The organism is Vibrio hippocampi (assembly GCF_921292975.1).
Taxonomy (GTDB): Bacteria; Pseudomonadota; Gammaproteobacteria; order Enterobacterales; family Vibrionaceae; genus Vibrio; species Vibrio hippocampi.
Genome location: NZ_CAKLCM010000001.1, coordinates 176,327 through 202,329, shown reverse-complemented (window position 1 = coordinate 202,329; position 26,003 = coordinate 176,327). Strand labels below are relative to the sequence as shown.

Annotated in this window: 12 protein-coding genes, 6 tRNA genes and 7 rRNA genes; 4 read left to right on the top strand and 21 right to left on the bottom strand. The window is 46.7% G+C overall.

All coding sequences use genetic code 11. The annotated features are described in order from the left end of the window. Positions 1-28: 28 nt before the first annotated feature. Genes gspF through gspC form a run of 4 tightly spaced genes read right to left on the bottom strand, consistent with a single transcriptional unit; the run spans position 29 to position 5,752 of the window. Positions 29-1,261 (bottom strand): type II secretion system inner membrane protein GspF, encoded by a 1,233-nt coding sequence (gene gspF, locus L9Q39_RS00985; RefSeq protein ID WP_237483289.1) that lies wholly within the window; start codon positions 1,259-1,261, stop codon positions 29-31. Between the two features lie 3 nt (positions 1,262-1,264). Beyond that, positions 1,265-2,761 (bottom strand): type II secretion system ATPase GspE, encoded by a 1,497-nt coding sequence (gene gspE, locus L9Q39_RS00980; RefSeq protein ID WP_237483288.1) that lies wholly within the window; start codon positions 2,759-2,761, stop codon positions 1,265-1,267. After that, complete coding sequence (gene gspD, locus L9Q39_RS00975; RefSeq protein WP_237483287.1) at positions 2,761-4,785, bottom strand: type II secretion system secretin GspD; 2,025 nt, start codon at positions 4,783-4,785, stop codon at positions 2,761-2,763. The genes gspE and gspD overlap by 1 nt, the downstream gene beginning before the upstream one ends. Positions 4,786-4,816: 31 nt before the next feature. After that, entirely contained in the window at positions 4,817-5,752 is a 936-nt protein-coding gene (gspC, locus tag L9Q39_RS00970; RefSeq protein ID WP_237483286.1) for a type II secretion system protein GspC, read from the bottom strand. Between the two features lie 240 nt (positions 5,753-5,992). Between gspC and hslR the strand changes: the two genes are divergently transcribed. The 4 genes from hslR (at position 5,993) to L9Q39_RS00950 (ending at position 11,286) form a co-directional block, all read left to right on the top strand. Continuing rightward, positions 5,993-6,379 (top strand): ribosome-associated heat shock protein Hsp15, encoded by a 387-nt coding sequence (gene hslR, locus L9Q39_RS00965; RefSeq protein WP_237483285.1) that lies wholly within the window; start codon positions 5,993-5,995, stop codon positions 6,377-6,379. Positions 6,380-6,395: 16 nt separating this feature from the next. Beyond that, on the top strand, positions 6,396-7,277 hold the full coding sequence (gene hslO, locus L9Q39_RS00960) for an Hsp33 family molecular chaperone HslO (protein ID WP_237483284.1): 882 nt from the start codon (positions 6,396-6,398) through the stop codon (positions 7,275-7,277). Positions 7,278-7,625: 348 nt separating this feature from the next. Further along, complete coding sequence (gene pckA, locus L9Q39_RS00955; RefSeq protein ID WP_237483283.1) at positions 7,626-9,257, top strand: phosphoenolpyruvate carboxykinase (ATP); 1,632 nt, start codon at positions 7,626-7,628, stop codon at positions 9,255-9,257. A gap of 121 nt (positions 9,258-9,378) precedes the next feature. Then, complete coding sequence (locus tag L9Q39_RS00950) at positions 9,379-11,286, top strand: AsmA family protein (RefSeq protein WP_237483282.1); 1,908 nt, start codon at positions 9,379-9,381, stop codon at positions 11,284-11,286. On the opposite strand, the gene L9Q39_RS00945 is transcribed toward L9Q39_RS00950, so the two are convergent. The 17 genes from L9Q39_RS00945 to L9Q39_RS00865 all read right to left on the bottom strand — a co-directional run bounded on the left by L9Q39_RS00945 (position 11,246) and on the right by L9Q39_RS00865 (position 25,812). After that, positions 11,246-12,175: a bifunctional GNAT family N-acetyltransferase/hotdog fold thioesterase gene (locus L9Q39_RS00945; RefSeq protein ID WP_237483281.1), complete on the bottom strand. Its 930-nt coding sequence runs from the start codon at positions 12,173-12,175 to the stop codon at positions 11,246-11,248. The genes L9Q39_RS00950 and L9Q39_RS00945 overlap by 41 nt on opposite strands. Before the next feature lie 30 nt (positions 12,176-12,205). Continuing rightward, positions 12,206-12,640, bottom strand: a complete 435-nt coding sequence (gene dtd / locus L9Q39_RS00940; RefSeq protein WP_237483280.1) for a D-aminoacyl-tRNA deacylase — start codon at positions 12,638-12,640, stop codon at positions 12,206-12,208. Next, positions 12,612-13,469: a virulence factor BrkB family protein gene (locus tag L9Q39_RS00935; protein ID WP_237483545.1), complete on the bottom strand. Its 858-nt coding sequence runs from the start codon at positions 13,467-13,469 to the stop codon at positions 12,612-12,614. The genes dtd and L9Q39_RS00935 overlap by 29 nt, the downstream gene beginning before the upstream one ends. A gap of 90 nt (positions 13,470-13,559) precedes the next feature. Then, complete coding sequence (locus tag L9Q39_RS00930; RefSeq protein ID WP_237483544.1) at positions 13,560-14,126, bottom strand: AAA family ATPase; 567 nt, start codon at positions 14,124-14,126, stop codon at positions 13,560-13,562. Positions 14,127-14,344: 218 nt separating this feature from the next. Further along, positions 14,345-14,460, bottom strand: a 5S ribosomal RNA gene (gene rrf / locus L9Q39_RS00925). Between the two features lie 7 nt (positions 14,461-14,467). Beyond that, positions 14,468-14,543: transfer RNA gene (locus tag L9Q39_RS00920), tRNA-Thr, on the bottom strand. Positions 14,544-14,610: 67 nt separating this feature from the next. Further along, a 5S ribosomal RNA gene (gene rrf / locus L9Q39_RS00915) occupies positions 14,611-14,726 on the bottom strand. A 120-nt stretch (positions 14,727-14,846) separates the two neighbouring features. Then, a 23S ribosomal RNA gene (locus L9Q39_RS00910) occupies positions 14,847-17,737 on the bottom strand. A 449-nt stretch (positions 17,738-18,186) separates the two neighbouring features. Next, positions 18,187-18,262, bottom strand: a tRNA-Val gene (locus L9Q39_RS00905). A gap of 29 nt (positions 18,263-18,291) precedes the next feature. Further along, positions 18,292-18,367: transfer RNA gene (locus tag L9Q39_RS00900), tRNA-Lys, on the bottom strand. A 1-nt stretch (position 18,368) separates the two neighbouring features. Next, positions 18,369-18,444, bottom strand: a tRNA-Glu gene (locus L9Q39_RS00895). 89 nt (positions 18,445-18,533) lie between these two features. After that, a 16S ribosomal RNA gene (locus L9Q39_RS00890) occupies positions 18,534-20,086 on the bottom strand. A 387-nt stretch (positions 20,087-20,473) separates the two neighbouring features. Continuing rightward, a 5S ribosomal RNA gene (gene rrf / locus L9Q39_RS00885) occupies positions 20,474-20,588 on the bottom strand. 122 nt (positions 20,589-20,710) lie between these two features. Further along, positions 20,711-23,603, bottom strand: a 23S ribosomal RNA gene (locus L9Q39_RS00880). Between the two features lie 399 nt (positions 23,604-24,002). Further along, positions 24,003-24,078: transfer RNA gene (locus tag L9Q39_RS00875), tRNA-Ala, on the bottom strand. Positions 24,079-24,119: 41 nt separating this feature from the next. Beyond that, positions 24,120-24,196: transfer RNA gene (locus L9Q39_RS00870), tRNA-Ile, on the bottom strand. A gap of 63 nt (positions 24,197-24,259) precedes the next feature. Beyond that, a 16S ribosomal RNA gene (locus L9Q39_RS00865) occupies positions 24,260-25,812 on the bottom strand. The 16S, 23S and 5S rRNA genes sit together here with 6 tRNA genes alongside, the layout of an rRNA operon. Positions 25,813-26,003: the final 191 nt, after the last annotated feature.

Here is a 26,003-nt window from a genome sequence, read left to right as displayed (position 1 = left end):
CCTGCGCGATCGCAGGAATTCGATTAGATTAGCTAGACATTAAATTGTTCATTTCTAAGATTGGCATTAAGGTTGCCATCACAATAAACAGCACCAAACCCGCCATTAGCGCGATTAACAGCGGGGTAAAAATACCCAAAGCAATATTAACCGTAGATTCAAAACTCTGGTCTTGGTTATCAGCAGCACGAGTTAGCATACTCTCTAACTCACCACTTTGCTCACCACTGGCGATCATATGCAACATCATAGGTGGGAAAAGTTTGGTTTGCTCCAATGCTTTCCTAAGACTTGCACCTTCTCGTACATTTTCCGCTGCTGTCGACACCTGTTTCTTAGCAAAGTGATTGGTCATAACGTCGACCGATACTTTCATGCCATCCAAGATTGGAATCGCGCTAGAGGTACAGATAGCGAGTGTACGTGCAAATCTTGATGTATTCAGCCCTCGAGCAATTTTACCTATCAAAGGCAAATTCAAAACTCGCGTATCCCAATTCATTCGAACCGACGGGCGCCTTAGTGCCGCTTTAATGAGATAGATCACAATGACCATCCCACCGAGCAACAGTAACCCCCATTCCTGAACAAAGTCACTGGAAGAGAGCAAAAATTGCGTCGACTTAGGCAGTTCTTGCCCCATCTGCACAAACTGACCGACAATTTTGGGCACAACAGCCGCAAGCAAGAAAGCGACGATAACCACAGCAAACACAACCAGCACTACTGGATAAATCATGGCCTGTTGCAGTTTCGAGCGCATTTTTTGTCGATTTTCGGCGTAATCTGCCAAGCGTTCCAAAATGGAGTCAAGGTGTCCTGATTTTTCACCCGCTGCCACCATCGAACAATACAGATCATCAAAAATATGTGGATAGTCACCCAGACTATCTGACAAGGTATAGCCTTCTGTGACCTTAGAACGGATAGCTGCAAGCATGCTGCCGATACGCGGCTTTTCTGATTGCTCGGAAACGGCTTTTAAGCACTCTTCCAGCGGCATGCCAGACTGTACAAGTGTCGAAAGTTGACGAGTAATCAAGGCTAAATCGGAGGTGCTAATACCACGCTTAAACATGGGCTTAGCCGTATTAGTCCCTTGTTTTTTTCGGGAGGATTTACCGCTGGTCTCAACGATATCAATCGGTACTAGACCTTTTTCTTTCAGGCGCTGCCTTGCTTGCCTTGGGTTATCCCCTTCAATCAAGCCTTTGACACGTTTGCCTTTTGCATCCAGTGCTTTGTATTCAAACGCCGCCATTGATTATGCTTCCTTTGTCACTCGCATTACTTCTTCGATAGAGGTAACACCGAGTTTGACTTTGCTTAACCCATCAGCGCGAATGCTTGGAGTACGAGCGCGAATCGCTTTTTCTATCGCTTGCTCTCCCGCTTCATCATGAATAAGCGTTTGTACCTGCTCATCGACCATCAACAACTCGTGAATACCGGTTCGTCCACGATAACCTTTATAGTTGCACTTCTCACAACCTACGGCTTTATGGAGCACTAACTCTTCTGTCGCATCCATATCAAACACTTGCTTAGTTGCCGTATCAGCATGATAAGGCTCTTTACAATCCTTACATAGCGTACGCACAAGACGCTGTGCGAGAACACCTAGCAGTGATGAGGAGATCAAGAAGGGTTCAATTCCCATATCTCGCATACGCGTGATCGCACCAATCGCGGTGTTAGTGTGCAGTGTCGACATTACCAAGTGACCAGTAAGCGATGCTTGCACAGCGATCTGCGCGGTTTCCAAATCACGGATCTCACCGACCATCACCACATCGGGGTCCTGACGTAAGATCGCTCGTAAACCTCGGGCGAATGTCATATCAACTTTAGGGTTAACCTGAGTTTGACCGATACCGTCAATATCAAATTCAATCGGGTCTTCAACGGTAAGAATATTGCGTTCATTACTGTTGATCTCTTGCAGTCCCGCATACAAGGTGGTCGATTTACCCGAACCGGTGGGACCGGTGACCAAAATAATACCGTGTGGACGTTTGATCAAAGCGCGGAAGTGCTGATGGTTCGCATCGGTCATACCCAAACTATGCAGATCAAGTCGAGTCGCATTCTTATCTAGAAGACGCATCACCACGCGCTCACCATGAGAAGATGGCATCGTCGACACACGAACATCAACGGCACGACCACCGATACGCAGTGAGATACGACCATCTTGAGGTACACGCTTTTCAGCAATATCGAGCTTCGCCATAACTTTCACACGAGACACCAGCAAAGGTGCCAACTTGCGGCTTGGCGCGAGTACATCACGTAACACACCATCAACACGGAAGCGAATCGATAACATCTTTTCAAAGGTCTCGATATGAATATCTGACGCACCCTCTTTGATGGCTTCGCCCAACATAGCGTTAATCAATTTGATGATCGGCGCATCATCATCGGACTCAAGCAAGTCTTCATCTTGTGGTAACTCTTCTGCTAAAGAGAAGAAATCATCACTATCTGCGCCAATATCTTCCATCAACTGACGTGCTTCCGATGAATCCCTTTGATAAACCTGAGTGAGTTTTGTGTCAAATTCATTAGCTTCGAGAGGCTGAAGAACAAAATTGGTACGACAAACGCGTTTCACCTCTTGCAGTGCGTTGAGCGCTAACGGCTCTGCATAATACAGCGTGGTTTGTGCGTCAGCGTACTCCAACACCACTCTAAAACGCTTAGCAAAGCTAAACGGCAGACGCTGCACTAGAGGTTGATGCTGCAATTTTTCCATCATTACTTCGCTTCCATCTGATCGATAAAGGCTTGGATTTCTGCAGGGTGAGTGATCTCTTCTCCATACTCTGGTAGTACAGGGATTAATGCATCATCCATCATCTTCAGACCTTGATCAGCCTTAAAGAGTTGCTCTGCACGGATATAGTTATATTTACGCTGCGTAATACCATCCGCCGTCACGCCATCACGAATGATGGTCGGCTTGATAAATACCATCAGGTTACGCTTCTCAACCGAAGTGCTGGTCGAGCTAAATAGACGACCTAGATAAGGAATATCACCGAGTAATGGTACTTTTGATTCACTTTCAAGTGCGCGTTCATCAATCAAGCCACCTAACACTAACATCTGACCATCTTGAATCATCACCGAGGTATTCAGCTGACGCTTAGCGAAACGTACATCGACCGCACCGCTGGCACCTAACACGTTGGAGACCTCTTGTTCAATATCGAGACGAACTGCGTTGCCTTCGTTGATCTGAGGAACCACCTTAAGCTTAATGCCCACTTCTTTACGTTCAACGGTTTGGAATGGGTTGGTGTTATTGGAACCCGCTGTAGAACCCGTCAATACCGGTACTTCTTCACCCACAATGAAAGACGCTTCACCGTTATCCATGACAGTGATGCTCGGAGAAGAAAGGATATTGGAGTTGTTATCGCTGGAAACGGCGCTAATAAGAGCGGTCCAATCCCCCATCGCGATACTTAATGCGGCTCCATTCACACCACTTAATGCCGCTGCTAAGGTCGTGTAATCACCTTCTTCGGTATATTCACGGGTCTCCCAAGTGCTGTTATCTGAATCCCAATAACTTTCTGTTTGCGTCGTATCCTTGGCTTCTTCAAGACCAACCATCACCTGACCGATACTTGCTCCCGTATTACCGTATTGAATTACAGCGCCGGTTTCTAATGAGCCCCACTGAACACCAAAATTCAGACCATCACCTTCAGACATCTCAACAATAAGTGCTTCAATCAATACCTGCGCGCGACGAATGTCCAACTGTTGAATGACTTCAAGCAGTGCATTCATAATATCTGGCGGCGCAGTGAGTACTAACGCATTGGTCTCTGCGTGGGCAGAAATCATCACCTCTGAACGATTCGCGGAAGAGCTCTTTGAACCCGATTGCTTCTCTTTTTGTAGGTTCTCAGAGACACCTTTAAGGACATCAACCAGATCTTCAGCTTTGGCATTTTTTAGGTAATGAACTCGGTTATTACCTTTAGACGCCATCTCAATATCTAGTTGCTTGATTAGCCGACGTAAGCGTGAACGCACTTGCGGCTCACCCGAAATAAGAATGGAGTTGGTACGCTCATCAGCAACCAGTTTAGGCTCCAACAACGCAGGGGTATTTTTTGAGTCGGTGGTTTTATTTAACGCATCAACAATACGAACCATTTCTGCTGCAGAGGCATTGTTTAGCTCAACCACTTCAATTTCTTTATCACCCGCTTGGTCGACGCGTTTAATGATATCGGCTAAGCGATTAACCACCGCAGCACGACCAGTAATCAAGATGATGTTTGCTGGGTCATAGTGAACCACGTTACCAGCACCAGCATTGTCATTTAATTGGCGTAGTAGGGGCGATAATTCGCGTACCGAGACATTTTTCACCGCAACCACACGGGTAACAACACTGTCTCCAGCAATAACATCATTATCGCCTACGACTGGAATTGCCGATGTTTTAGAGTCCTTTGCCTTAATGACCTTGAGTATACCGTTGTCCATTTCGACAACTGCATAACCATAGACCTCAAGTACGTTGAGGAAAAAACTATAGTATTGCTCTTCGTTGAGTACATCATAACTACGGACGTCGACTTTGCCGCGAACCGTAGGGTCAACAATAATGGTCTTATCAAGATTGCGTCCCACAATATTGATAAATTCCTGAATGTCAGTTCCTTTGAAACTGGCGCTAAATTCATTGGCTGATACCGTTGGGGCTGCCATCAGGCTCCCCATCAATAACCAGGTACTTGTTTTGAGCCAACTCTTCACTTAATGCTCCCTACTTGCATTCCAGATGCGATTAAAACTGAATAAATATATCGTGTTGCTGTCCATCACGTTCAACCGTAAGATTTAGCTCGGTCAAATTATTGATAGATTTAAATATTTCACCCATTGATGATGGGTCCGTAAGGTCTTGACCATTTAACTCGGTGGCAATGTCGCCATTTTTTAGCCCGACAGAGTTAAACAGTTCCGGCTTTTTACCCGGACTAACTCGATAACCAAGGATTTTACCCGCTTTCTTTACCTGAGAAAGTCGGACATATTGGAATATTTGCTGAGGATCTTCAGTAATCGCTTGGCGAATCGCTTCAAGATCATCAGCACTGGCTTCTTCTGAACGACTGTTGTTACCGCGAACATTGGAACTTGGTCTCTTCGTTGACTGAGTAGAGTCAAGCTTTTGGTAATCTAATCCCTCCAACATCACCGTCTCATCACGTCCAGCATTAGAGATGATAATTCGATCGATCAATATCGCATTAATCGTTGCTCTTGTGCCCTCGATCTTCTCTCCAATCCCATAGGTCGCTTGTTTACCTTTATTGGCAACCACGGCCAAGCTTAGCTTGGCGTTATTGCTCACTACCGAGCCAACAAGTACGACGTTTAGGCGTGATTTCGGCGCATCAGAAACAACGGGAGCTTTAACAACTTGTTGCTTGCTATTGTATTGCCCAAAAATATTGCCCTTATTGATGTCTTCCGAGTCAAAGTCTGCAGAGGAGTGTGCGGTTTTCGAAGAGACAACAGGAGGCGTCCAACGACTGACCGATTGAGATTGAGGAAACAACTGCCACGCAAGGACACCCAAGATCCATGCAGACATTGCTAACAAAAGAAGAGTACAAATTACACTGATTTTTGACTGATATTGGAGGCCACGGCTTAATAAATGAGACAACTTGTCAGCATTAAATGCGGTTTGCCGAGAAATTGATAGTCCGTTCACTTACCTATTGTTCCTAGCGTCAATCATAACTTTTAAAACATATATAACACAGCACGGCTGGTTTGACTTTGTTTTAATAAAACAAACGGTGATTGTATCACATCTATTATTACAAAATGGCAATCTACTCTTTGGGGTTGAAATTTTTAGATCTCTGCACCATTTAGAGAAGAATAATATAATCACCCCTAACACTACTACCTCTCAAGGGTAGCAACAGGTTAGATAATAGGTTTTGCAATGAGTTCCGAAGATAAAGCAGTTCGGTTAGATAAATGGTTATGGGCGGCACGTTTTTATAAGACAAGAAGCATTGCTCGCACCATGGTCGATGGCGGTAAAGTCCACTATAATGGACAACGTTCTAAGCCAAGTAAAATGGTAGAATTAGGAGCGGTTATCACCCTTCGTCAAGGGCACGAAGAAAAAACTGTGGTAATCGAAAAAATCTCAGACCAACGCAAAGGCGCACCGGAAGCCCAAACTCTCTATGCCGAAACCAATGAGAGTATTGCTAAACGAGAAGACAACGCGTTAAAACGCAAGTTAAACGCACACAACCCAAGCCCTGAACGACGCCCAGACAAAAAACAGCGTCGCGATATCATTAAGTTTAAACACCAATAAGCTGGAGCTTCCTTAAATGGCAAATAACACCCTAAACCGATATCTTTTTGACGAACTGTCTGTTCGTGGCGAACTGGTTCAGTTAGATACGACCTATCAAAACATTCTATCTAGCAAAGAGTACCCAGCACCTTTGCAAACTCTGCTTGGAGAACTGCTGGTTGCGACTAGCCTGCTAACTGCAACGCTTAAATTTGAAGGTTCTATCACCATGCAGCTTCAAGGTGATGGTCCTGTTTCTCTCGCGGTTATCAATGGTGATCATGACCAAAAACTACGTGGCGTTGCACGATGGGAAGGCGAAATCCCAGATGACGCAAGCATTCAGGATATGATGGGCAAAGGCTACCTTGTCATTACTATTACGCCAAACAAAGGCGAACGCTATCAAGGCATTGTGGGTCTTGAAGGTGATAATCTAGCTGAAGTACTAGAAGGCTACTTTGAGCGTTCTGAGCAGTTAAAAACTCGCCTATGGATCCGCACTGGTGAAGTTGATGGCGCCAAACATGCTGCCGGAATGCTTCTGCAAGTTATGCCTGATGGCACCGGAAGCCCAGAAGACTTCGAACACCTTGAGCAATTAACCAACACGGTTAAAGACGAAGAGTTGTTTAATCTTGACGCTAACGAACTGCTGTATCGCCTTTATAACCAAGATAAAGTTCAGCTATTCGAACCACAAAAGATTGAATTCTTCTGTGGCTGCTCACGTGAGCGCAGCGCTGCAGCCATCGCAACGGTAGCAGAAGAAGAAATTAATGAGATCTTGGCGGAAGAAGGTTCAGTCTCTCTTCACTGCGATTACTGTGGCACCACGTATCGCTTTGAGGAAGCGGAAATCAAAACCTGTTATGCCGAGTCAAAAGCAACGGATAGCAATAACACCATCCACTAAATATTTCATTTATATTTAGAACTATTCCTCTAAGTCAGGCCAATGTGCCTGACTTTTTTTACCCATTTTATCTGCCTACGAAATTATTGTGCCGAACTTTCCTCTCAATGCGTAATTCATGGGCTACATTTACTAAGTATTTGGATGACAAAATGGAATAAAACTCCTTCAAATGAATGTGTGATGGACTACAGAAAACCAGCAACAGTTGATGGTCAATTTTTGAACTCCCTCTCTGTTTTCTCGCAGCCTCGTTGTTAGCATGAACTCACCAATTACAACAAAATTATAAAAAGTACTGAATGATTAGAATTTAAAAATCCCTACAAAATCGACTAAGGAGCACCTATGACCGTGATGGACATTAACAAGGCTGCGCAAATTGATCTTACCCAATACGGTATCACCGGCATAACAGAGATTGTTCGCAATCCTAGTTACGAAACTCTCTTTGCTGAAGAAACTTGCCCTGATTTAGAAGGTTACGAAAAAGGCATCGTAACCGAACTCGGTGCAGTTGCTGTTGATACTGGTATCTTTACTGGTCGCTCGCCTAAAGATAAATTTATCGTTCTCGACGATACCACCCGTGAGCATATGTGGTGGACTTCAGATCAAGTCAAAAATGACAATAAGCCCATTTCCAATGATGTTTGGAATGACCTCAAAGTATTAGTCACTGATGAGCTATCAAACAAGCGCTTGTTTGTCATCGATGGGTATTGTGGTGCTAACCCAGAAACAAGATTGTGTATTCGCGTTATTACCGAAGTAGCTTGGCAAGCACACTTTGTTAAAAACATGTTCATCCGCCCTACAGAAGCAGAGTTAGCGATCTTTGAGCCAGACTTTGTTGTGATGAATGGTGCGAAATGCACCAATGACAAGTGGCAAGAACACAAACTCAATTCTGAAAACTTCACGGTGTTTAATCTTACCGAGAAGATGCAGTTAATTGGCGGCACTTGGTATGGCGGTGAGATGAAAAAAGGTATGTTCGCGATGATGAACTACTTCTTACCTCTAAAAGAGATTGCCTCGATGCACTGCTCCGCCAATATGGGTGAACAGGGTGATGTCGCTATCTTCTTCGGTCTTTCCGGTACAGGGAAAACAACCCTCTCAACCGATCCTAAGCGCCAGTTAATAGGCGATGATGAACATGGTTGGGATGATGAGGGCGTCTTTAACTTTGAGGGTGGCTGTTACGCGAAAACTATTCACTTGTCGAAAGAAGCTGAGCCAGATATCTACAACGCGATTCGTCGTGATGCACTGCTCGAAAATGTGACCGTTCGCAATGACGGATCTATCGACTTCAACGACGGCTCAAAAACAGAGAACACCCGTGTTTCTTACCCTATCCATCACATCGATAATATCGTGAAGCCAGTCTCCAAAGGTGGTCACGCGAATAAGGTTATCTTCTTATCAGCCGATGCGTTTGGTGTGCTACCACCAGTGTCAAAACTGACTCCGGAGCAAACCAAATATCACTTCCTATCTGGATTCACCGCTAAACTCGCGGGAACCGAGCGCGGTATTACTGAACCGACTCCAACCTTCTCCGCTTGTTTTGGCGCGGCATTCTTAACGTTACACCCGACAAAGTATGCTGAGGTGTTGGTTAAACGTATGGAGGCAGCCGGAGCGGAAGCCTACTTGGTTAACACCGGTTGGAACGGCAGTGGCAAGCGTATCTCTATTCAAGATACTCGCGCGATTATAGATGCCATCTTAGATGGCTCTATTGAAGAAGCGGAGACGAAAAACATTCCGGTCTTCAACTTGGAGGTACCTATTGCATTACCTCATGTCGATTCTGAGATCCTCGATCCACGCGATACTTATGTCGACCCACTACAATGGGAAAGCAAAGCTGAAGATCTCGCGATTAGGTTTATCAACAACTTTGAAAAATATACCGATAACGCTCAAGGTCAGGCACTGGTCGCAGCTGGTCCTCAAGTCAAAAAATAGTTAGATAGAAGTTCAACTTTTTAACTACAGCCCCTCTTTTTGAGGGGCTTTTTAGTGTAAGTTGAATTATCTTGTCCGAATTATCAGACAGGGGCAGTGCATAGGTTTAAAGGGAACTTTAGTGATCAAACGATTATCAGCGCTATTTTTCGGGCTATTAGCGGTAGGACTACTTGCTATCCTCATTGGATTTGGTCTGCTACACACACAATATGCAAAACCCATTATCTTGCAGAATCTCAATCAGCTATCTCAGGTTCACTTTGATAGTGAAGATGTGGATTATCAATATCCCAATAAACTGACATTCAGCAATATTGTTGCGCAATTTCCTGACGATTCAGAAACTCAAGCGACTGAGTTAACCTTATGGTTCGGTCTACCGCACTCCTTTACTAAGCCTCTGCGCGTGAAAGAACTCCTGCTCTCTGGGGCAAACCTGCAATCAATGACATGGTCGCACTATGATTTTAAATGGTGGCAAGTTGATAACATTGCATTAAAGCACATCGATTATTCTAACCATGACTTTGTTATCAATGATCTGCAACTACAGATGCAACAGATCGACTTTGACGATAGTTTTGTCCCGCAAAAAACTGACTTTCAGCTGCAAGCCTCTCAGTTCTACTATCAAGGCGAATCGTTAACTAACCTATTAATCAATGGCCGTTATCAACCAAACAACAGCGTTATCTACGGGGCTTCTTTTGAGTGGAATGAAGCAAAAATCAGCACGCAAGCACAACAAGAGAATAATACCTGGTCTTTGGTGAACGCAACGGTAGAGAAGTTGGATTATCATTTTGACTCTGTATGGTTAGAGAAAATCGCCACACTTAAACAAACCATTGGACACATCAACAGCTTAGATATCCTGAACTCCAATCTTAGCTCCCAAGACGGTAAAGTGATTAATCTCAATGCCTCATTAGAAAATATCGATTTACGCCGATCCCTATTGGATCAAGATAACGCCTATATCTCCTTAGATTCCGATAGTTTCTTTTGGCAAGAATTTCAATTTATCGAACCAACACTGCAAGTTTCTATTGATAACGGCGAGATTCAACTCGATGACTTGGACACCAACCTGGAGCAAGGGCGAATCCAAGCTTCTGGTCATCTTTCTAAGCAAAACATTGCGCTGAAACATTTTCGTTTGGATGGCATCAAATTTGTTCAAGAGCAACAACAACCATCATTAACAGCATTGATTAACCCGGCTTGGTTTAAAGACATAAAATCTATCTCTATCGACAACGTGGAAATCACTCGGGGACAATGGATTCAACTCAATCAGCAACCACATTGGCAATTAACTGGGGTCAATATTGATTCGGAAAACCTGATTCTCAAACGAGATTATCGGTGGGGGATGTGGCAAGGCAAGTTGCTCGCATCGGTAAACAGCGCGAGTTATGACAAAATCATCTCTAATCAGTTAGTACTTGAAACCGAAAGTAACAATGGGCTTTGGCGTTTAAATCGACTCATAATTCCTCTGCAAGAAGGTTTTGCCACCGCACAAGCCTCACTTAATTTCGCCGCTCCTAGCCAACCTCTGCTTGTCGAAGCACAAGCGCTGTCATTACCCGTTAGCTTGGCAAACTATCTACTCGTCAATCCTGAACGTGACCTGTACTTTGATGGGAAAATGGATCTGGAACTGAATTTGGATGCGTTAATTGCCGATCCTTTAGCCTTTTCAAGAACGGCTACGGGAAAACTGCGCGCGCAATTTCATCAAGCACAAATAACCGCCGCCAAAGAGGAACCTCAAGCGGTCGATATTACACCGCTAATCCTGTCTTTGGACAGAGGACAGGTTGAACTGGACTCTGTGGTTATAGAGGGGAACAAGCTAAAAGGTCAAGCGGGAGGCACCACTTCATTGATTGAACCTTCAGCCTCCGAACTGACGTTAGACATCACCGTAGAATGTGGGCAAAGCTATCGTATAGAGTTGTTATCTGGCTTAGTCCACACTAGTCAGCATGAACCATGTCAAAACGATGCTGGTAATTAGGCAAGAGCATGTAAGTACCGACAAACTCGACGGAAGGTACATCACCGCTATAAATGGTGACATTAATGACAATTCGCGCCTTTCTTCCTGTCTCCAGTCGGTCTAGATCGCCACTGATCCCATCAAGAGAAGTCACAGAGACCGGATTCATTTCAACAGGGTGTCGGTACCGAATCTGGCTGTCTGCCAGTACAATATCAGCATTAAGTGAGCGCTCACGCATCAAAAGCCAAGTCATTCCCCACCCTGTCAGGGTCGCGAGCGTAAAAGCTGAGCCAGCAAACATGGTATTGTGCGGATTTAGGTTTGGATTAAGCTGGGCACTGCATTCAAATCGGTAACCCGTATACTGATTGATCTTAATCCCCATCTTATCGCTGATTGGTATCTGCTGCTCCCAACGCTCTTGAAGTTCAGCGCACCACTCCGGTCTTCTTAGCACTTTAGACATCGGATCGAGTGGCTTAATCATTTGTTGATGACGTACGGGACCACGTTGATCATTCAGTTCACCCTGACTGACAAAATCATTTTTTTCATAAAAAGCGATAGCGTCTTCACGAGCATTACAAACTAACCGCTTAACACCTTCCTGACGCGCGAAAGACTCCAGCGCCACCAACACCAAAGAGCCCATTCCCTTATTTCGGCGATTACTCTTTACCGCCATATAACGAATCTGCCCTTCGTTATCAGGAGTGATATAAAGACGACCAATAGCCATCGGTCTACCTCGACTATCCACAATCATGCGGTGATGACTCATTTCATCATACTCGTCTCTTTCTGAGCCAATCGGTAGCCGCCAAGGTTCACGCAGCATCTGCCACCTAAATTGATAATACTTTTCTAGCTGTTTTTCTGTTGTAGGAGTAATAAGCTTGAACATAATAATCCTTTATCAATATCGCTAAATTCTCTAAGCGTTAAGCCAGAACGTCACTGGACCATCGTTAATCAATGCCACTTTCATATCTGCCGCAAATCGACCACGCTCTGTTGGTAAGATAGCTTCACACTTATCGGCAAATAGATCGTAGAGTCGTTCGGCATCAGCAGGAGCTGCACCTCTAGAGAAACCCGCTCGAGTTCCTTTTTTCGTATCCGCAGGCAGCGTAAATTGAGAAACAACCAAAAGGCTTCCACCAACTTGCTTTACGTTGAGATTCATTTTACCTTCTTGGTCTTCAAACACTCGGTAGTTGGTAACACGTTCAACCATTCGCTGAGTTTTTGCCTCGTCATCCCCTTTTTCTACGCCAAGCAACACCAGTAAACCATGACCTATTTGGCCTACGATCTCTCCCTCGACCGTCACCGACGATTCACTGACTCTCTGAATTAGTGCGATCACTAATGGCTTCCTCATTATCTGTTTTATAATTATTAATATCTGATTGTAACACGCCTTTATTAGGCGACCACTGCTCTCTTTCACCTAGTGCTGCGGTGAATTCAGCTCCAATTAAGACGATGAACCAGCATAGATAAATCCACAAAAATAGAATAGGAATAGCTGCAACCGCGCCGTAAATCAGCTGATAAGAGGGAAATTGGGTAATGTAATAAGCAAAGGCTTTTTTGCTTATTTCAAATAGCAGAGTCGCCACGATAGAACCAATGACCGCATGATGCACACGAACTTTTTTATTCGGCACCAACATATAAAGCCCCGTAAAGGCAAAAAAGGCGAGTATGGCTGGCAACCAACGTATTAGAAGACTAAACGCGCCACTGAGTGCATCGTGCTCAAGAATCTTTAAAGAGGTCACATAAGACGTGCCTACAATACTCGCGCCAATCAAAATCGGTCCTAACGTTAAAATCATCCAATACATTGAAAAAGAAAAAACGAAGCGACGCTTCACCTTCACTCGCCAGATATAGTTGAGGTTTTTATCTATGTTAGAAATAAGCGTTAAGGCTGCGAGAAACAAAAAGGCACTGCCTATGGCGGTCATCTTTCCGGTATTAGAGACAAACTCCATCAATGCAGAATAGACTGCGTCGCCTGCGGCTGGAACAAAATTAGCAATAACAAAATTTTGTAGCACTTCGCCTGTATCTGAGAAAATTGGAAATGAAGACAATACCGACAGCAACACCGTCAGCATAGGAACGATCGACAAAAGGGTAATGTACGCTAAATAGCCAGCATTAACATTCACTCTATCATGCCCCATTCTCTGAATAAGATAGCGCAAAAAATAGTGTAAATGCTTAGCTACTGACACGAATAGCTCTAGTGATTTAAACTGCGCAAATTTAAGCATCTAAGCATCGCTCCTTGTTGCAGGCTCTTGACTGGTTATCTTGTTAATCGCTTCTAGTACAAACTCGGCTCTTTCTGCTATCGAAAGCAGAGGAACATCGACAATCTGGTAACCCAATTTTTGGTAGGTCTGAAGCAAACTATGATGAATCTCTAGCGCTTGTTCATACGGGTAAGGTCGAACTTCGTCTGACACGTAAATCTCTGGCTCAGGTTTGCAAAAAAATACCTGGTTTTGATAATTCTTCTGCGCCTCTTTTGCAATGCTTTCTTGGATGCTTATATCTGCAAGATGTAAGTAGCCACAAATGTCGGGTATAGCACGATCCAACACCGCAAGTCTGCCACCACCTAAAGCGGCTTTCCTTTGCTCTACCATTTCAGTCAAACATAGATCAGCAAAAGCACTGAGTTGAGACCAAGGTAAAATACCATCGACTCGTTTTGATTGCTCTTCAATCAGTTTCCTAGGGATCTCAGGGTAAGTAGCCACTCCCAACTTATGGAGTGCATTAATCAAACTGGTTTTCCCAGAGCCAGGACCACCGGATATTATAAAAGGCGTTATTACAGACATTTAAACCAAAGCTTATTTGTTCATTGCGACAGATTAACAGTTAGTTTACATCAAAGAAAACGGCCGCGTATGCGCTTGATAGTGAAAATGGTAGGCAAATTGTAGAATTTGTTTTTTGGGTAGCGCATAACGCAAAAAACCCGCCTAAGGCGGGTTTCTAAATATCTTTCAGAGTCTTACATTTATTGCTCTGATGATACTAAATTAAAGTCTGGCAATGACCTACTCTCACATGGGGAAGCCCCACACTACCATCGGCGCTGTTTCGTTTCACTTCTGAGTTCGGAATGGGATCAGGTGGGACCAAAACGCTATGGTTGCCAAACAAAAAATGGTGCTGATACCCAGACTCGAACTGGGGACCTCATCCTTACCAAGGATGCGCTCTACCACCTGAGCCATATCAGCAAATGCAAATACTTAGTCTAGTGGACTAAAAAAGCCCGTTCATACAAACGGGCTCTTAAAATTTAAAGCCTGGCGATGACCTACTCTCACATGGGGAAGCCCCACACTACCATCGGCGCTGTTTCGTTTCACTTCTGAGTTCGGAATGGAATCAGGTGGGTCCAAAACGCTATGGTCGCCAAGCAAAATTCTTGCTTACTTTCAGCTTTAAAAAGCTAAAGGTAAAAATCTGGAAAGCTGTTCAAATTCTCACACATTCAATCTGTTCTTGCTTTGAGTCCATCAAAACCCTTTGGGTGTTGTATGGTTAAGCCTCACGGGCAATTAGTACAGGTTAGCTCAACGCCTCACAACGCTTACACACCCTGCCTATCAACGTTCTAGTCTCGAACAACCCTTTAGGACACTTAAAGTGCCAGGGAAGACTCATCTCAGGGCTCGCTTCCCGCTTAGATGCTTTCAGCGGTTATCGATTCCGAACTTAGCTACCGGGCAATGCCATTGGCATGACAACCCGAACACCAGAGGTTCGTCCACTCCGGTCCTCTCGTACTAGGAGCAGCCCCCTTCAATCTTCCAACGCCCACGGCAGATAGGGACCGAACTGTCTCACGACGTTCTAAACCCAGCTCGCGTACCACTTTAAATGGCGAACAGCCATACCCTTGGGACCGACTTCAGCCCCAGGATGTGATGAGCCGACATCGAGGTGCCAAACACCGCCGTCGATATGAACTCTTGGGCGGTATCAGCCTGTTATCCCCGGAGTACCTTTTATCCGTTGAGCGATGGCCCTTCCATTCAGAACCACCGGATCACTATGACCTGCTTTCGCACCTGCTCGAATTGTCATTCTCGCAGTCAAGCGGGCTTATGCCATTGCACTAACCTCACGATGTCCAACCGTGATTAGCCCACCTTCGTGCTCCTCCGTTACTCTTTGGGAGGAGACCGCCCCAGTCAAACTACCCACCAGGCACTGTCCTCAACCCCGATAAGGGGTCTAAGTTAGAACATCAACACTACAAGGGTGGTATTTCAAGGACGGCTCCAACGATACTAGCGTACCGTCTTCAAAGCCTCCCACCTATCCTACACATGTAGGGTCAATGTTCAGTGCCAAGCTGTAGTAAAGGTTCACGGGGTCTTTCCGTCTAGCCGCGGGTACACTGCATCTTCACAGCGATTTCAATTTCACTGAGTCTCGGGTGGAGACAGCGTGGCCATCATTACGCCATTCGTGCAGGTCGGAACTTACCCGACAAGGAATTTCGCTACCTTAGGACCGTTATAGTTACGGCCGCCGTTTACCGGGGCTTCGATCAAGAGCTTCGACCTAAGTCTAACCCCATCAATTAACCTTCCGGCACCGGGCAGGCGTCACACCGTATACGTCATCTTACGATTTTGCACAGTGCTGTGTTTTTAATAAACAGTTGCAGCCACCTGGTATCTGCGACTCTCGGCCGCTCCATCCGCTAGGGACTTCACCGCTAAGAGCGTACCTTCTCCCGAAGTTACGGTACCATTTTGCCTAGTTCCTTCACCCGAGTTCTCTCAAGCGCCTTGGTATTCTCTACCCGACCACCTGTGTCGGTTTGGGGTACGATTCCTTACAATCTGAAGCTTAGAGGCTTTTCCTGGAAGCATGGCATCAATGACTTCACATCCGTAGATGCTCGACGTCGTGTCTCAGCCTTAAGAAGGTCCGGATTTACCTAAACCTTCAGCCTACGCACTTGAACCTGGACAACCATCGCCAGGCCCACCTAGCCTTCTCCGTCCCCCCATCGCAATTGTAAGAAGTACGGGAATATTAACCCGTTTCCCATCGACTACGCCTTTCGGCCTCGCCTTAGGAGTCGACTCACCCTGCCCCGATTAACGTTGGACAGGAACCCTTGGTCTTCCGGCGAGGAGGTTTTTCACCCCCTTTATCGTTACTCATGTCAGCATTCGCACTTCTGATACCTCCAGCAAACCTTACAGTTCACCTTCAACGGCTTACAGAACGCTCCCCTACCCAATAACTTAAAAAGTTATTGCCGCAGCTTCGGTGTATAGCTTAGCCCCGTTACATCTTCCGCGCAGGCCGACTCGACTAGTGAGCTATTACGCTTTCTTTAAATGATGGCTGCTTCTAAGCCAACATCCTAGCTGTCTAAGCCTTCCCACATCGTTTCCCACTTAGCTATACTTTGGGACCTTAGCTGGCGGTCTGGGTTGTTTCCCTCTCCACGACGGACGTTAGCACCCGCCGTGTGTCTCCCGGATAGTACTTACTGGTATTCGGAGTTTGCAAAGGGTTGGTAAGTCGGGATGACCCCCTAGCCTTAACAGTGCTCTACCCCCAGTAGTATTCGTCCGAGGCGCTACCTAAATAGCTTTCGGGGAGAACCAGCTATCTCCAGGTTTGATTGGCCTTTCACCCCTAGCCACAAGTCATCCGCTAATTTTTCAACATTAGTCGGTTCGGTCCTCCAGTTGATGTTACTCAACCTTCAACCTGCCCATGGCTAGATCACCTGGTTTCGGGTCTATATCCAGCAACTCGACGCCCAGTTAAGACTCGATTTCTCTACGGCTCCCCTATTCGGTTAACCTTGCTACTGAATATAAGTCGCTGACCCATTATACAAAAGGTACGCAGTCACCCCACAAAGGAGGCTCCTACTGCTTGTACGTACACGGTTTCAGGTTCTATTTCACTCCCCTCACAGGGGTTCTTTTCGCCTTTCCCTCACGGTACTGGTTCACTATCGGTCAGTCAGGAGTATTTAGCCTTGGAGGATGGTCCCCCCATATTCAGACAGGATATCACGTGTCCCGCCCTACTCGTTTTCACTGATTGCACGTTGTCGGTTACGGGGCTATCACCCTTTATTGCGAGACTTTCCAGACTCTTCACCTGACGCGCTAAAAGCTTAAGGGCTAATCCAATTTCGCTCGCCGCTACTTTCGGAATCTCGGTTGATTTCTTTTCCTCGGGGTACTTAGATGTTTCAGTTCCCCCGGTTCGCCTCATTAACCTATGTATTCAGTTAATGATACTAGCTTATGCTAGTGGGTTTCCCCATTCAGACATCCCAGACTCACAGGTTGTTACTACCTAATCTGGGCTTATCGCAAGTTACTACGTCTTTCATCGCCTCTGACTGCCAAGGCATCCACCGTGTACGCTTAGTCACTTAACCATACAACCCCAAAGAGTTTCAAAAGAAATCTTGGCGCTGTCGTTAAACAACCAAAGTCGCTATCTCATTATTTGAATGAGCGAGATAGCTTTGATTTTGCCGGACTCAAATAACTCTTTATTTCCGCTTTTTATAAAAAAGCAGAAGCAAAAAGTGAACAAACACAACCGAAGTTATGTTGTTTCCAAGAACACTTGAATGTGTGTTGGTACCTAATCATTCTTTATTGAAAAGAATCACTAGGATTTGAGAACTTTTATTTGAATAACAACGCTTATCTAAAGATAAGGGGATTGTTGTTATTCGTCAGCTTTCCAAATTGTTAAAGAGCAATGTTTGCTATTGCAAACGCGTGTTAAACAACACTTTCTAACGACTTTCAGAGCCTAAAAAACCAACCTCACTTAATTAAGTAGGCTTGGAGTTTGTATCCAAAAGTATTTAGAGAGTGGTGGGCGATACCGGGCTCGAACCAGTGACCCCCTCCTTGTAAGGGAGGTGCTCTCCCAACTGAGCTAATCGCCCACATTGTTTTTTCATTCTCGTGGGAAGAATGGTGGGTCGTGCAGGATTCGAACCTGCGACCAATTGATTAAAAGTCAACTGCTCTACCAACTGAGCTAACGACCCATGGTATCCCGTAGGGGAGTCGAACCCCTGTTACCGCCGTGAAAGGGCGGTGTCCTAGGCCTCTAGACGAACGGGACACTTAGGCGAACACCTTGGGGGGTGTTCCATCTCTTAAACTACATAAACCATCAATCTGTGTGAACACTCATCGCAATAATCTTATCGTTAAGGAGGTGATCCAGCGCCAGGTTCCCCTAGCGCTACCTTGTTACGACTTCACCCCAGTCATGAACCACAAAGTGGTGAGCGTCCTCCCGAAGGTTAAACTACCCACTTCTTTTGCAGCCCACTCCCATGGTGTGACGGGCGGTGTGTACAAGGCCCGGGAACGTATTCACCGTAGCATTCTGATCTACGATTACTAGCGATTCCGACTTCATGGAGTCGAGTTGCAGACTCCAATCCGGACTACGACGCACTTTTTGGGATTCGCTCACCATCGCTGGTTGGCCGCCCTCTGTATGCGCCATTGTAGCACGTGTGTAGCCCTACTCGTAAGGGCCATGATGACTTGACGTCGTCCCCACCTTCCTCCGGTTTATCACCGGCAGTCTCCCTGGAGTTCCCGACATTACTCGCTGGCAAACAAGGATAAGGGTTGCGCTCGTTGCGGGACTTAACCCAACATTTCACAACACGAGCTGACGACAGCCATGCAGCACCTGTCTCAGAGCTCCCGAAGGCACACCAGAATCTCTTCCGGCTTCTCTGGATGTCAAGAGTAGGTAAGGTTCTTCGCGTTGCATCGAATTAAACCACATGCTCCACCGCTTGTGCGGGCCCCCGTCAATTCATTTGAGTTTTAATCTTGCGACCGTACTCCCCAGGCGGTCTACTTAACGCGTTAGCTCCGAAAGCCACTCCTCAAGGGAACAACCTCCAAGTAGACATCGTTTACGGCGTGGACTACCAGGGTATCTAATCCTGTTTGCTCCCCACGCTTTCGCATCTGAGTGTCAGTATCTGTCCAGGGGGCCGCCTTCGCCACCGGTATTCCTTCAGATCTCTACGCATTTCACCGCTACACCTGAAATTCTACCCCCCTCTACAGTACTCTAGTCCGCCAGTTTCAAATGCAGTTCCGAGGTTGAGCCCCGGGCTTTCACATCTGACTTAACGAACCACCTGCATGCGCTTTACGCCCAGTAATTCCGATTAACGCTCGCACCCTCCGTATTACCGCGGCTGCTGGCACGGAGTTAGCCGGTGCTTCTTCTGTCGCTAACGTCAAAGACATACGCTATTAACGCATACCCCTTCCTCACGACTGAAAGTGCTTTACAACCCGAAGGCCTTCTTCACACACGCGGCATGGCTGCATCAGGCTTGCGCCCATTGTGCAATATTCCCCACTGCTGCCTCCCGTAGGAGTCTGGACCGTGTCTCAGTTCCAGTGTGGCTGATCATCCTCTCAGACCAGCTAGGGATCGTCGCCTTGGTGAGCCATTACCTCACCAACTAGCTAATCCCACCTGGGCTAATCTTGACGCGAGAGGTCCGAAGATCCCCCTCTTTGGCCCGAAGGCATTATGCGGTATTAGCCATCGTTTCCAATGGTTATCCCCCACATCAAGGCATATTCCCAGGCATTACTCACCCGTCCGCCGCTCGACGCCGCTATCGTTCCCCGAAGGGTCAGATAACTCGTTTCCGCTCGACTTGCATGTGTTAGGCCTGCCGCCAGCGTTCAATCTGAGCCATGATCAAACTCTTCAATTTAAGATTTTGATTCCCTATAAATAGGGGAGACTCAACGAATACTGACTTCAAAACTGTCCTTACTCGAAAGTAAGAAGTCATTTTAAAGCTATTGTTGTTCCAACAGAACAACAATGAATTGACTGTGCCAAGTCTTTCGACTTGTTTGGTCACTCAGTTCATTGAAATCTAAATGGATACCGAAGTATCTCTTTTTGATTATCATCAACGAGTGCCCACACAGATTTGATAGGTTTATATTGTTAAAGAGCTTGGCTTTCAGTGCCTTAACACTTAAGCAGGACGCGTATAATACGCTCTCCACTTTGAAAAGTCAACATAAAATTCTAATTATTTTTAGAACCTTATGGTGACTTGCTTAGAAACTAAGCAGAGTCGAGATTTAAAGCCTGGCGATGACCTACTCTCACATGGGAAGCCCCACACTACCATCGGCGCTGTTTCGTTTCACTTCTGAGTTCGGAATGGAATCAGGTGGGTCCAAAACGCTATGGTCGCCAAGCAAAATTCTTTGCTTACTTTCAGCTTTAAAAAAGCTAAAGGTAAAAATCTGGAAAGCTGTTTAAGTTCTCACACATTCAATCTGTTCTTGCTTTGAGTCCATCAAAACCCTTTGGGTGTTGTATGGTTAAGCCTCACGGGCAATTAGTACAGGTTAGCTCAACGCCTCACAACGCTTACTACACCCTGCACTATCAACGTTCTAGTCTCGAACAACCCTTTAGGACGATTAAAGCGCCAGGGAAGACTCATCTCAGGGCTCGCTTCCCGCTAGATGCTTTCAGCGGTTTATCGATTCCGAACTTAGCTACCGGGCAATGCCATTGGCATGACAACCCGAACACCAGAGGTTCGTCCACTCCGGTCCTCTCGTACTAGGAGCAGCCCCCTTCAATCTTCCAACGCCCACGGCAGATAGGGACCGAACTGTCTCACGACGTTCTAAACCCAGCTCGCGTACCACTTTAAATGGCGAACAGCCATACCCTTGGGACCGACTTCAGCCCCAGGATGTGATGAGCCGACATCGAGGTGCCAAACACCGCCGTCGATATGAACTCTTGGGCGGTATCAGCCTGTTATCCCCGGAGTACCTTTTATCCGTTGAGCGATGGCCCTTCCATTCAGAACCACCGGATCACTATGACCTGCTTTCGCACCTGCTCGAATTGTCATTCTCGCAGTCAAGCGGGCTTATGCCATTGCACTAACCTCACGATGTCCAACCGTGATTAGCCCACCTTCGTGCTCCTCCGTTACTCTTTGGGAGGAGACCGCCCCAGTCAAACTACCCACCAGGCACTGTCCTCAACCCCGATAAGGGGTCTAAGTTAGAACATCAACACTACAAGGGTGGTATTTCAAGGACGGCTCCAACGATACTAGCGTACCGTCTTCAAAGCCTCCCACCTATCCTACACATGTAGGGTCAATGTTCAGTGCCAAGCTGTAGTAAAGGTTCACGGGGTCTTTCCGTCTAGCCGCGGGTACACTGCATCTTCACAGCGATTTCAATTTCACTGAGTCTCGGGTGGAGACAGCGTGGCCATCATTACGCCATTCGTGCAGGTCGGAACTTACCCGACAAGGAATTTCGCTACCTTAGGACCGTTATAGTTACGGCCGCCGTTTACCGGGGCTTCGATCAAGAGCTTCGACCTAAGTCTAACCCCATCAATTAACCTTCCGGCACCGGGCAGGCGTCACACCGTATACGTCATCTTACGATTTTGCACAGTGCTGTGTTTTTAATAAACAGTTGCAGCCACCTGGTATCTGCGACTCTCGGCCGCTCCATCCGCTAGGGACTTCACCGCTAAGAGCGTACCTTCTCCCGAAGTTACGGTACCATTTTGCCTAGTTCCTTCACCCGAGTTCTCTCAAGCGCCTTGGTATTCTCTACCCGACCACCTGTGTCGGTTTGGGGTACGATTCCTTACAATCTGAAGCTTAGAGGCTTTTCCTGGAAGCATGGCATCAATGACTTCACATCCGTAGATGCTCGACATCGTGTCTCAGCCTTAAGAAGGTCCGGATTTACCTAAACCTTCAGCCTACGCACTTGAACCTGGACAACCATCGCCAGGCCCACCTAGCCTTCTCCGTCCCCCCATCGCAATTGTAAGAAGTACGGGAATATTAACCCGTTTCCCATCGACTACGCCTTTCGGCCTCGCCTTAGGAGTCGACTCACCCTGCCCCGATTAACGTTGGACAGGAACCCTTGGTCTTCCGGCGAGGAGGTTTTTCACCCCCTTTATCGTTACTCATGTCAGCATTCGCACTTCTGATACCTCCAGCAAACCTTACAGTTCACCTTCAACGGCTTACAGAACGCTCCCCTACCCAATAACTTAAAAAGTTATTGCCGCAGCTTCGGTGTATAGCTTAGCCCCGTTACATCTTCCGCGCAGGCCGACTCGACTAGTGAGCTATTACGCTTTCTTTAAATGATGGCTGCTTCTAAGCCAACATCCTAGCTGTCTAAGCCTTCCCACATCGTTTCCCACTTAGCTATACTTTGGGACCTTAGCTGGCGGTCTGGGTTGTTTCCCTCTCCACGACGGACGTTAGCACCCGCCGTGTGTCTCCCGGATAGTACTTACTGGTATTCGGAGTTTGCAAAGGGTTGGTAAGTCGGGATGACCCCCTAGCCTTAACAGTGCTCTACCCCCAGTAGTATTCGTCCGAGGCGCTACCTAAATAGCTTTCGGGGAGAACCAGCTATCTCCAGGTTTGATTGGCCTTTCACCCCTAGCCACAAGTCATCCGCTAATTTTTCAACATTAGTCGGTTCGGTCCTCCAGTTGATGTTACTCAACCTTCAACCTGCCCATGGCTAGATCACCTGGTTTCGGGTCTATATCCAGCAACTCGACGCCCAGTTAAGACTCGATTTCTCTACGGCTCCCCTATTCGGTTAACCTTGCTACTGAATATAAGTCGCTGACCCATTATACAAAAGGTACGCAGTCACCCCACAAAGGAGGCTCCTACTGCTTGTACGTACACGGTTTCAGGTTCTATTTCACTCCCCTCACAGGGGTTCTTTTCGCCTTTCCCTCACGGTACTGGTTCACTATCGGTCAGTCAGGAGTATTTAGCCTTGGAGGATGGTCCCCCCATATTCAGACAGGATATCACGTGTCCCGCCCTACTCGTTTTCACTGATTGCACGTTGTCGGTTACGGGGCTATCACCCTTTATTGCGAGACTTTCCAGACTCTTCACCTGACGTGCTAAAAGCTTAAGGGCTAATCCAATTTCGCTCGCCGCTACTTTCGGAATCTCGGTTGATTTCTTTTCCTCGGGGTACTTAGATGTTTCAGTTCCCCCGGTTCGCCTCATTAACCTATGTATTCAGTTAATGATACTAGCTTATGCTAGTGGGTTTCCCCATTCAGACATCCCAGACTCACAGGTTGTTACTACCTAATCTGGGCTTATCGCAAGTTACTACGTCTTTCATCGCCTCTGACTGCCAAGGCATCCACCGTGTACGCTTAGTCACTTAACCATACAACCCCAAAGAGTTTCTAAAGAAATCTTGGCGCTGTCGTTAAACAACCAAAGTCGCTATCTCATTATTTGAATGAGCGAGATAGCTTTGATTTTGCCGGACTCAAATAACTCTTTATTTCCGCTTTTTATAAAAAAGCAGAAGCAAAAAGTGAACAAACACAACCGAAGTTATGTTGTTTCCAAGAACACTTGAATGTGTGTTGGTACCTAATCATTCTTTATTGAAAAAGAATCACTAGGATTTGAGAACTTTTATTTGAATAACAACGCTTATCTAAAGATAAGGGGATTGTTGTTATTCGTCAGCTTTCCAAATTGTTAAAGAGCAATGTTTCACCTTCTCTATAAAGAAGGAAACCATTTTTAAAGACACTATCACTAATGCGCTTAAAGATGGTGGAGCTATGCGGGATCGAACCGCAGACCTCCTGCGTGCAAGGCAGGCGCTCTCCCAGCTGAGCTATAGCCCCATCAGGTGTTGATACTGTATGCCAAAATCCGTTAGGACTATTGGTGGGTCTGAGTGGACTTGAACCACCGACCTCTCGCTTATCAGGCGAACGCTCTAACCACCTGAGCTACAGACCCAGTATCGTCTTTAATCTATAAACCATCAATCTGTGTGAACACTCATCGCAATAATCTTATCGTTAAGGAGGTGATCCAGCGCCAGGTTCCCCTAGCGCTACCTTGTTACGACTTCACCCCAGTCATGAACCACAAAGTGGTGAGCGTCCTCCCGAAGGTTAAACTACCCACTTCTTTTGCAGCCCACTCCCATGGTGTGACGGGCGGTGTGTACAAGGCCCGGGAACGTATTCACCGTAGCATTCTGATCTACGATTACTAGCGATTCCGACTTCATGGAGTCGAGTTGCAGACTCCAATCCGGACTACGACGCACTTTTTGGGATTCGCTCACCATCGCTGGTTGGCAGCCCTCTGTATGCGCCATTGTAGCACGTGTGTAGCCCTACTCGTAAGGGCCATGATGACTTGACGTCGTCCCCACCTTCCTCCGGTTTATCACCGGCAGTCTCCCTGGAGTTCCCACCATTACGTGCTGGCAAACAAGGATAAGGGTTGCGCTCGTTGCGGGACTTAACCCAACATTTCACAACACGAGCTGACGACAGCCATGCAGCACCTGTCTCAGAGCTCCCGAAGGCACACCTGCGTCTCCGCTGGCTTCTCTGGATGTCAAGAGTAGGTAAGGTTCTTCGCGTTGCATCGAATTAAACCACATGCTCCACCGCTTGTGCGGGCCCCCGTCAATTCATTTGAGTTTTAATCTTGCGACCGTACTCCCCAGGCGGTCTACTTAACGCGTTAGCTCCGAAAGCCACTCCTCAAGGGAACAACCTCCAAGTAGACATCGTTTACGGCGTGGACTACCAGGGTATCTAATCCTGTTTGCTCCCCACGCTTTCGCATCTGAGTGTCAGTATCTGTCCAGGGGGCCGCCTTCGCCACCGGTATTCCTTCAGATCTCTACGCATTTCACCGCTACACCTGAAATTCTACCCCCCTCTACAGTACTCTAGTCCGCCAGTTTCAAATGCAGTTCCGAGGTTGAGCCCCGGGCTTTCACATCTGACTTAACGAACCACCTGCATGCGCTTTACGCCCAGTAATTCCGATTAACGCTCGCACCCTCCGTATTACCGCGGCTGCTGGCACGGAGTTAGCCGGTGCTTCTTCTGTCGCTAACGTCAAAGATATACGCTATTAACGCATACCCCTTCCTCACGACTGAAAGTGCTTTACAACCCGAAGGCCTTCTTCACACACGCGGCATGGCTGCATCAGGCTTGCGCCCATTGTGCAATATTCCCCACTGCTGCCTCCCGTAGGAGTCTGGACCGTGTCTCAGTTCCAGTGTGGCTGATCATCCTCTCAGACCAGCTAGGGATCGTCGCCTTGGTGAGCCATTACCTCACCAACTAGCTAATCCCACCTGGGCTAATCTTGACGCGAGAGGTCCGAAGATCCCCCTCTTTGGCCCGAAGGCATTATGCGGTATTAGCCATCGTTTCCAATGGTTATCCCCCACATCAAGGCATATTCCCAGGCATTACTCACCCGTCCGCCGCTCGACGCCGTTATCGTTCCCCGAAGGTTCAGATAACTCGTTTCCGCTCGACTTGCATGTGTTAGGCCTGCCGCCAGCGTTCAATCTGAGCCATGATCAAACTCTTCAATTTAAGATTTTGATTCCCTATAAATAGGGGAGACTCAACGAATACTGACTTCAAAACTGTCCTTACTCGAAAGTAAGAAGTCATTTTAAAGCTATTGTTGCTCCAACAGAACAACAATGAATTGACTGTGCCAAGTCTTTCGACTTGATTGGTCACTCAGTTCATTGAAATCTAAGTGGATACCGAAGTATCTC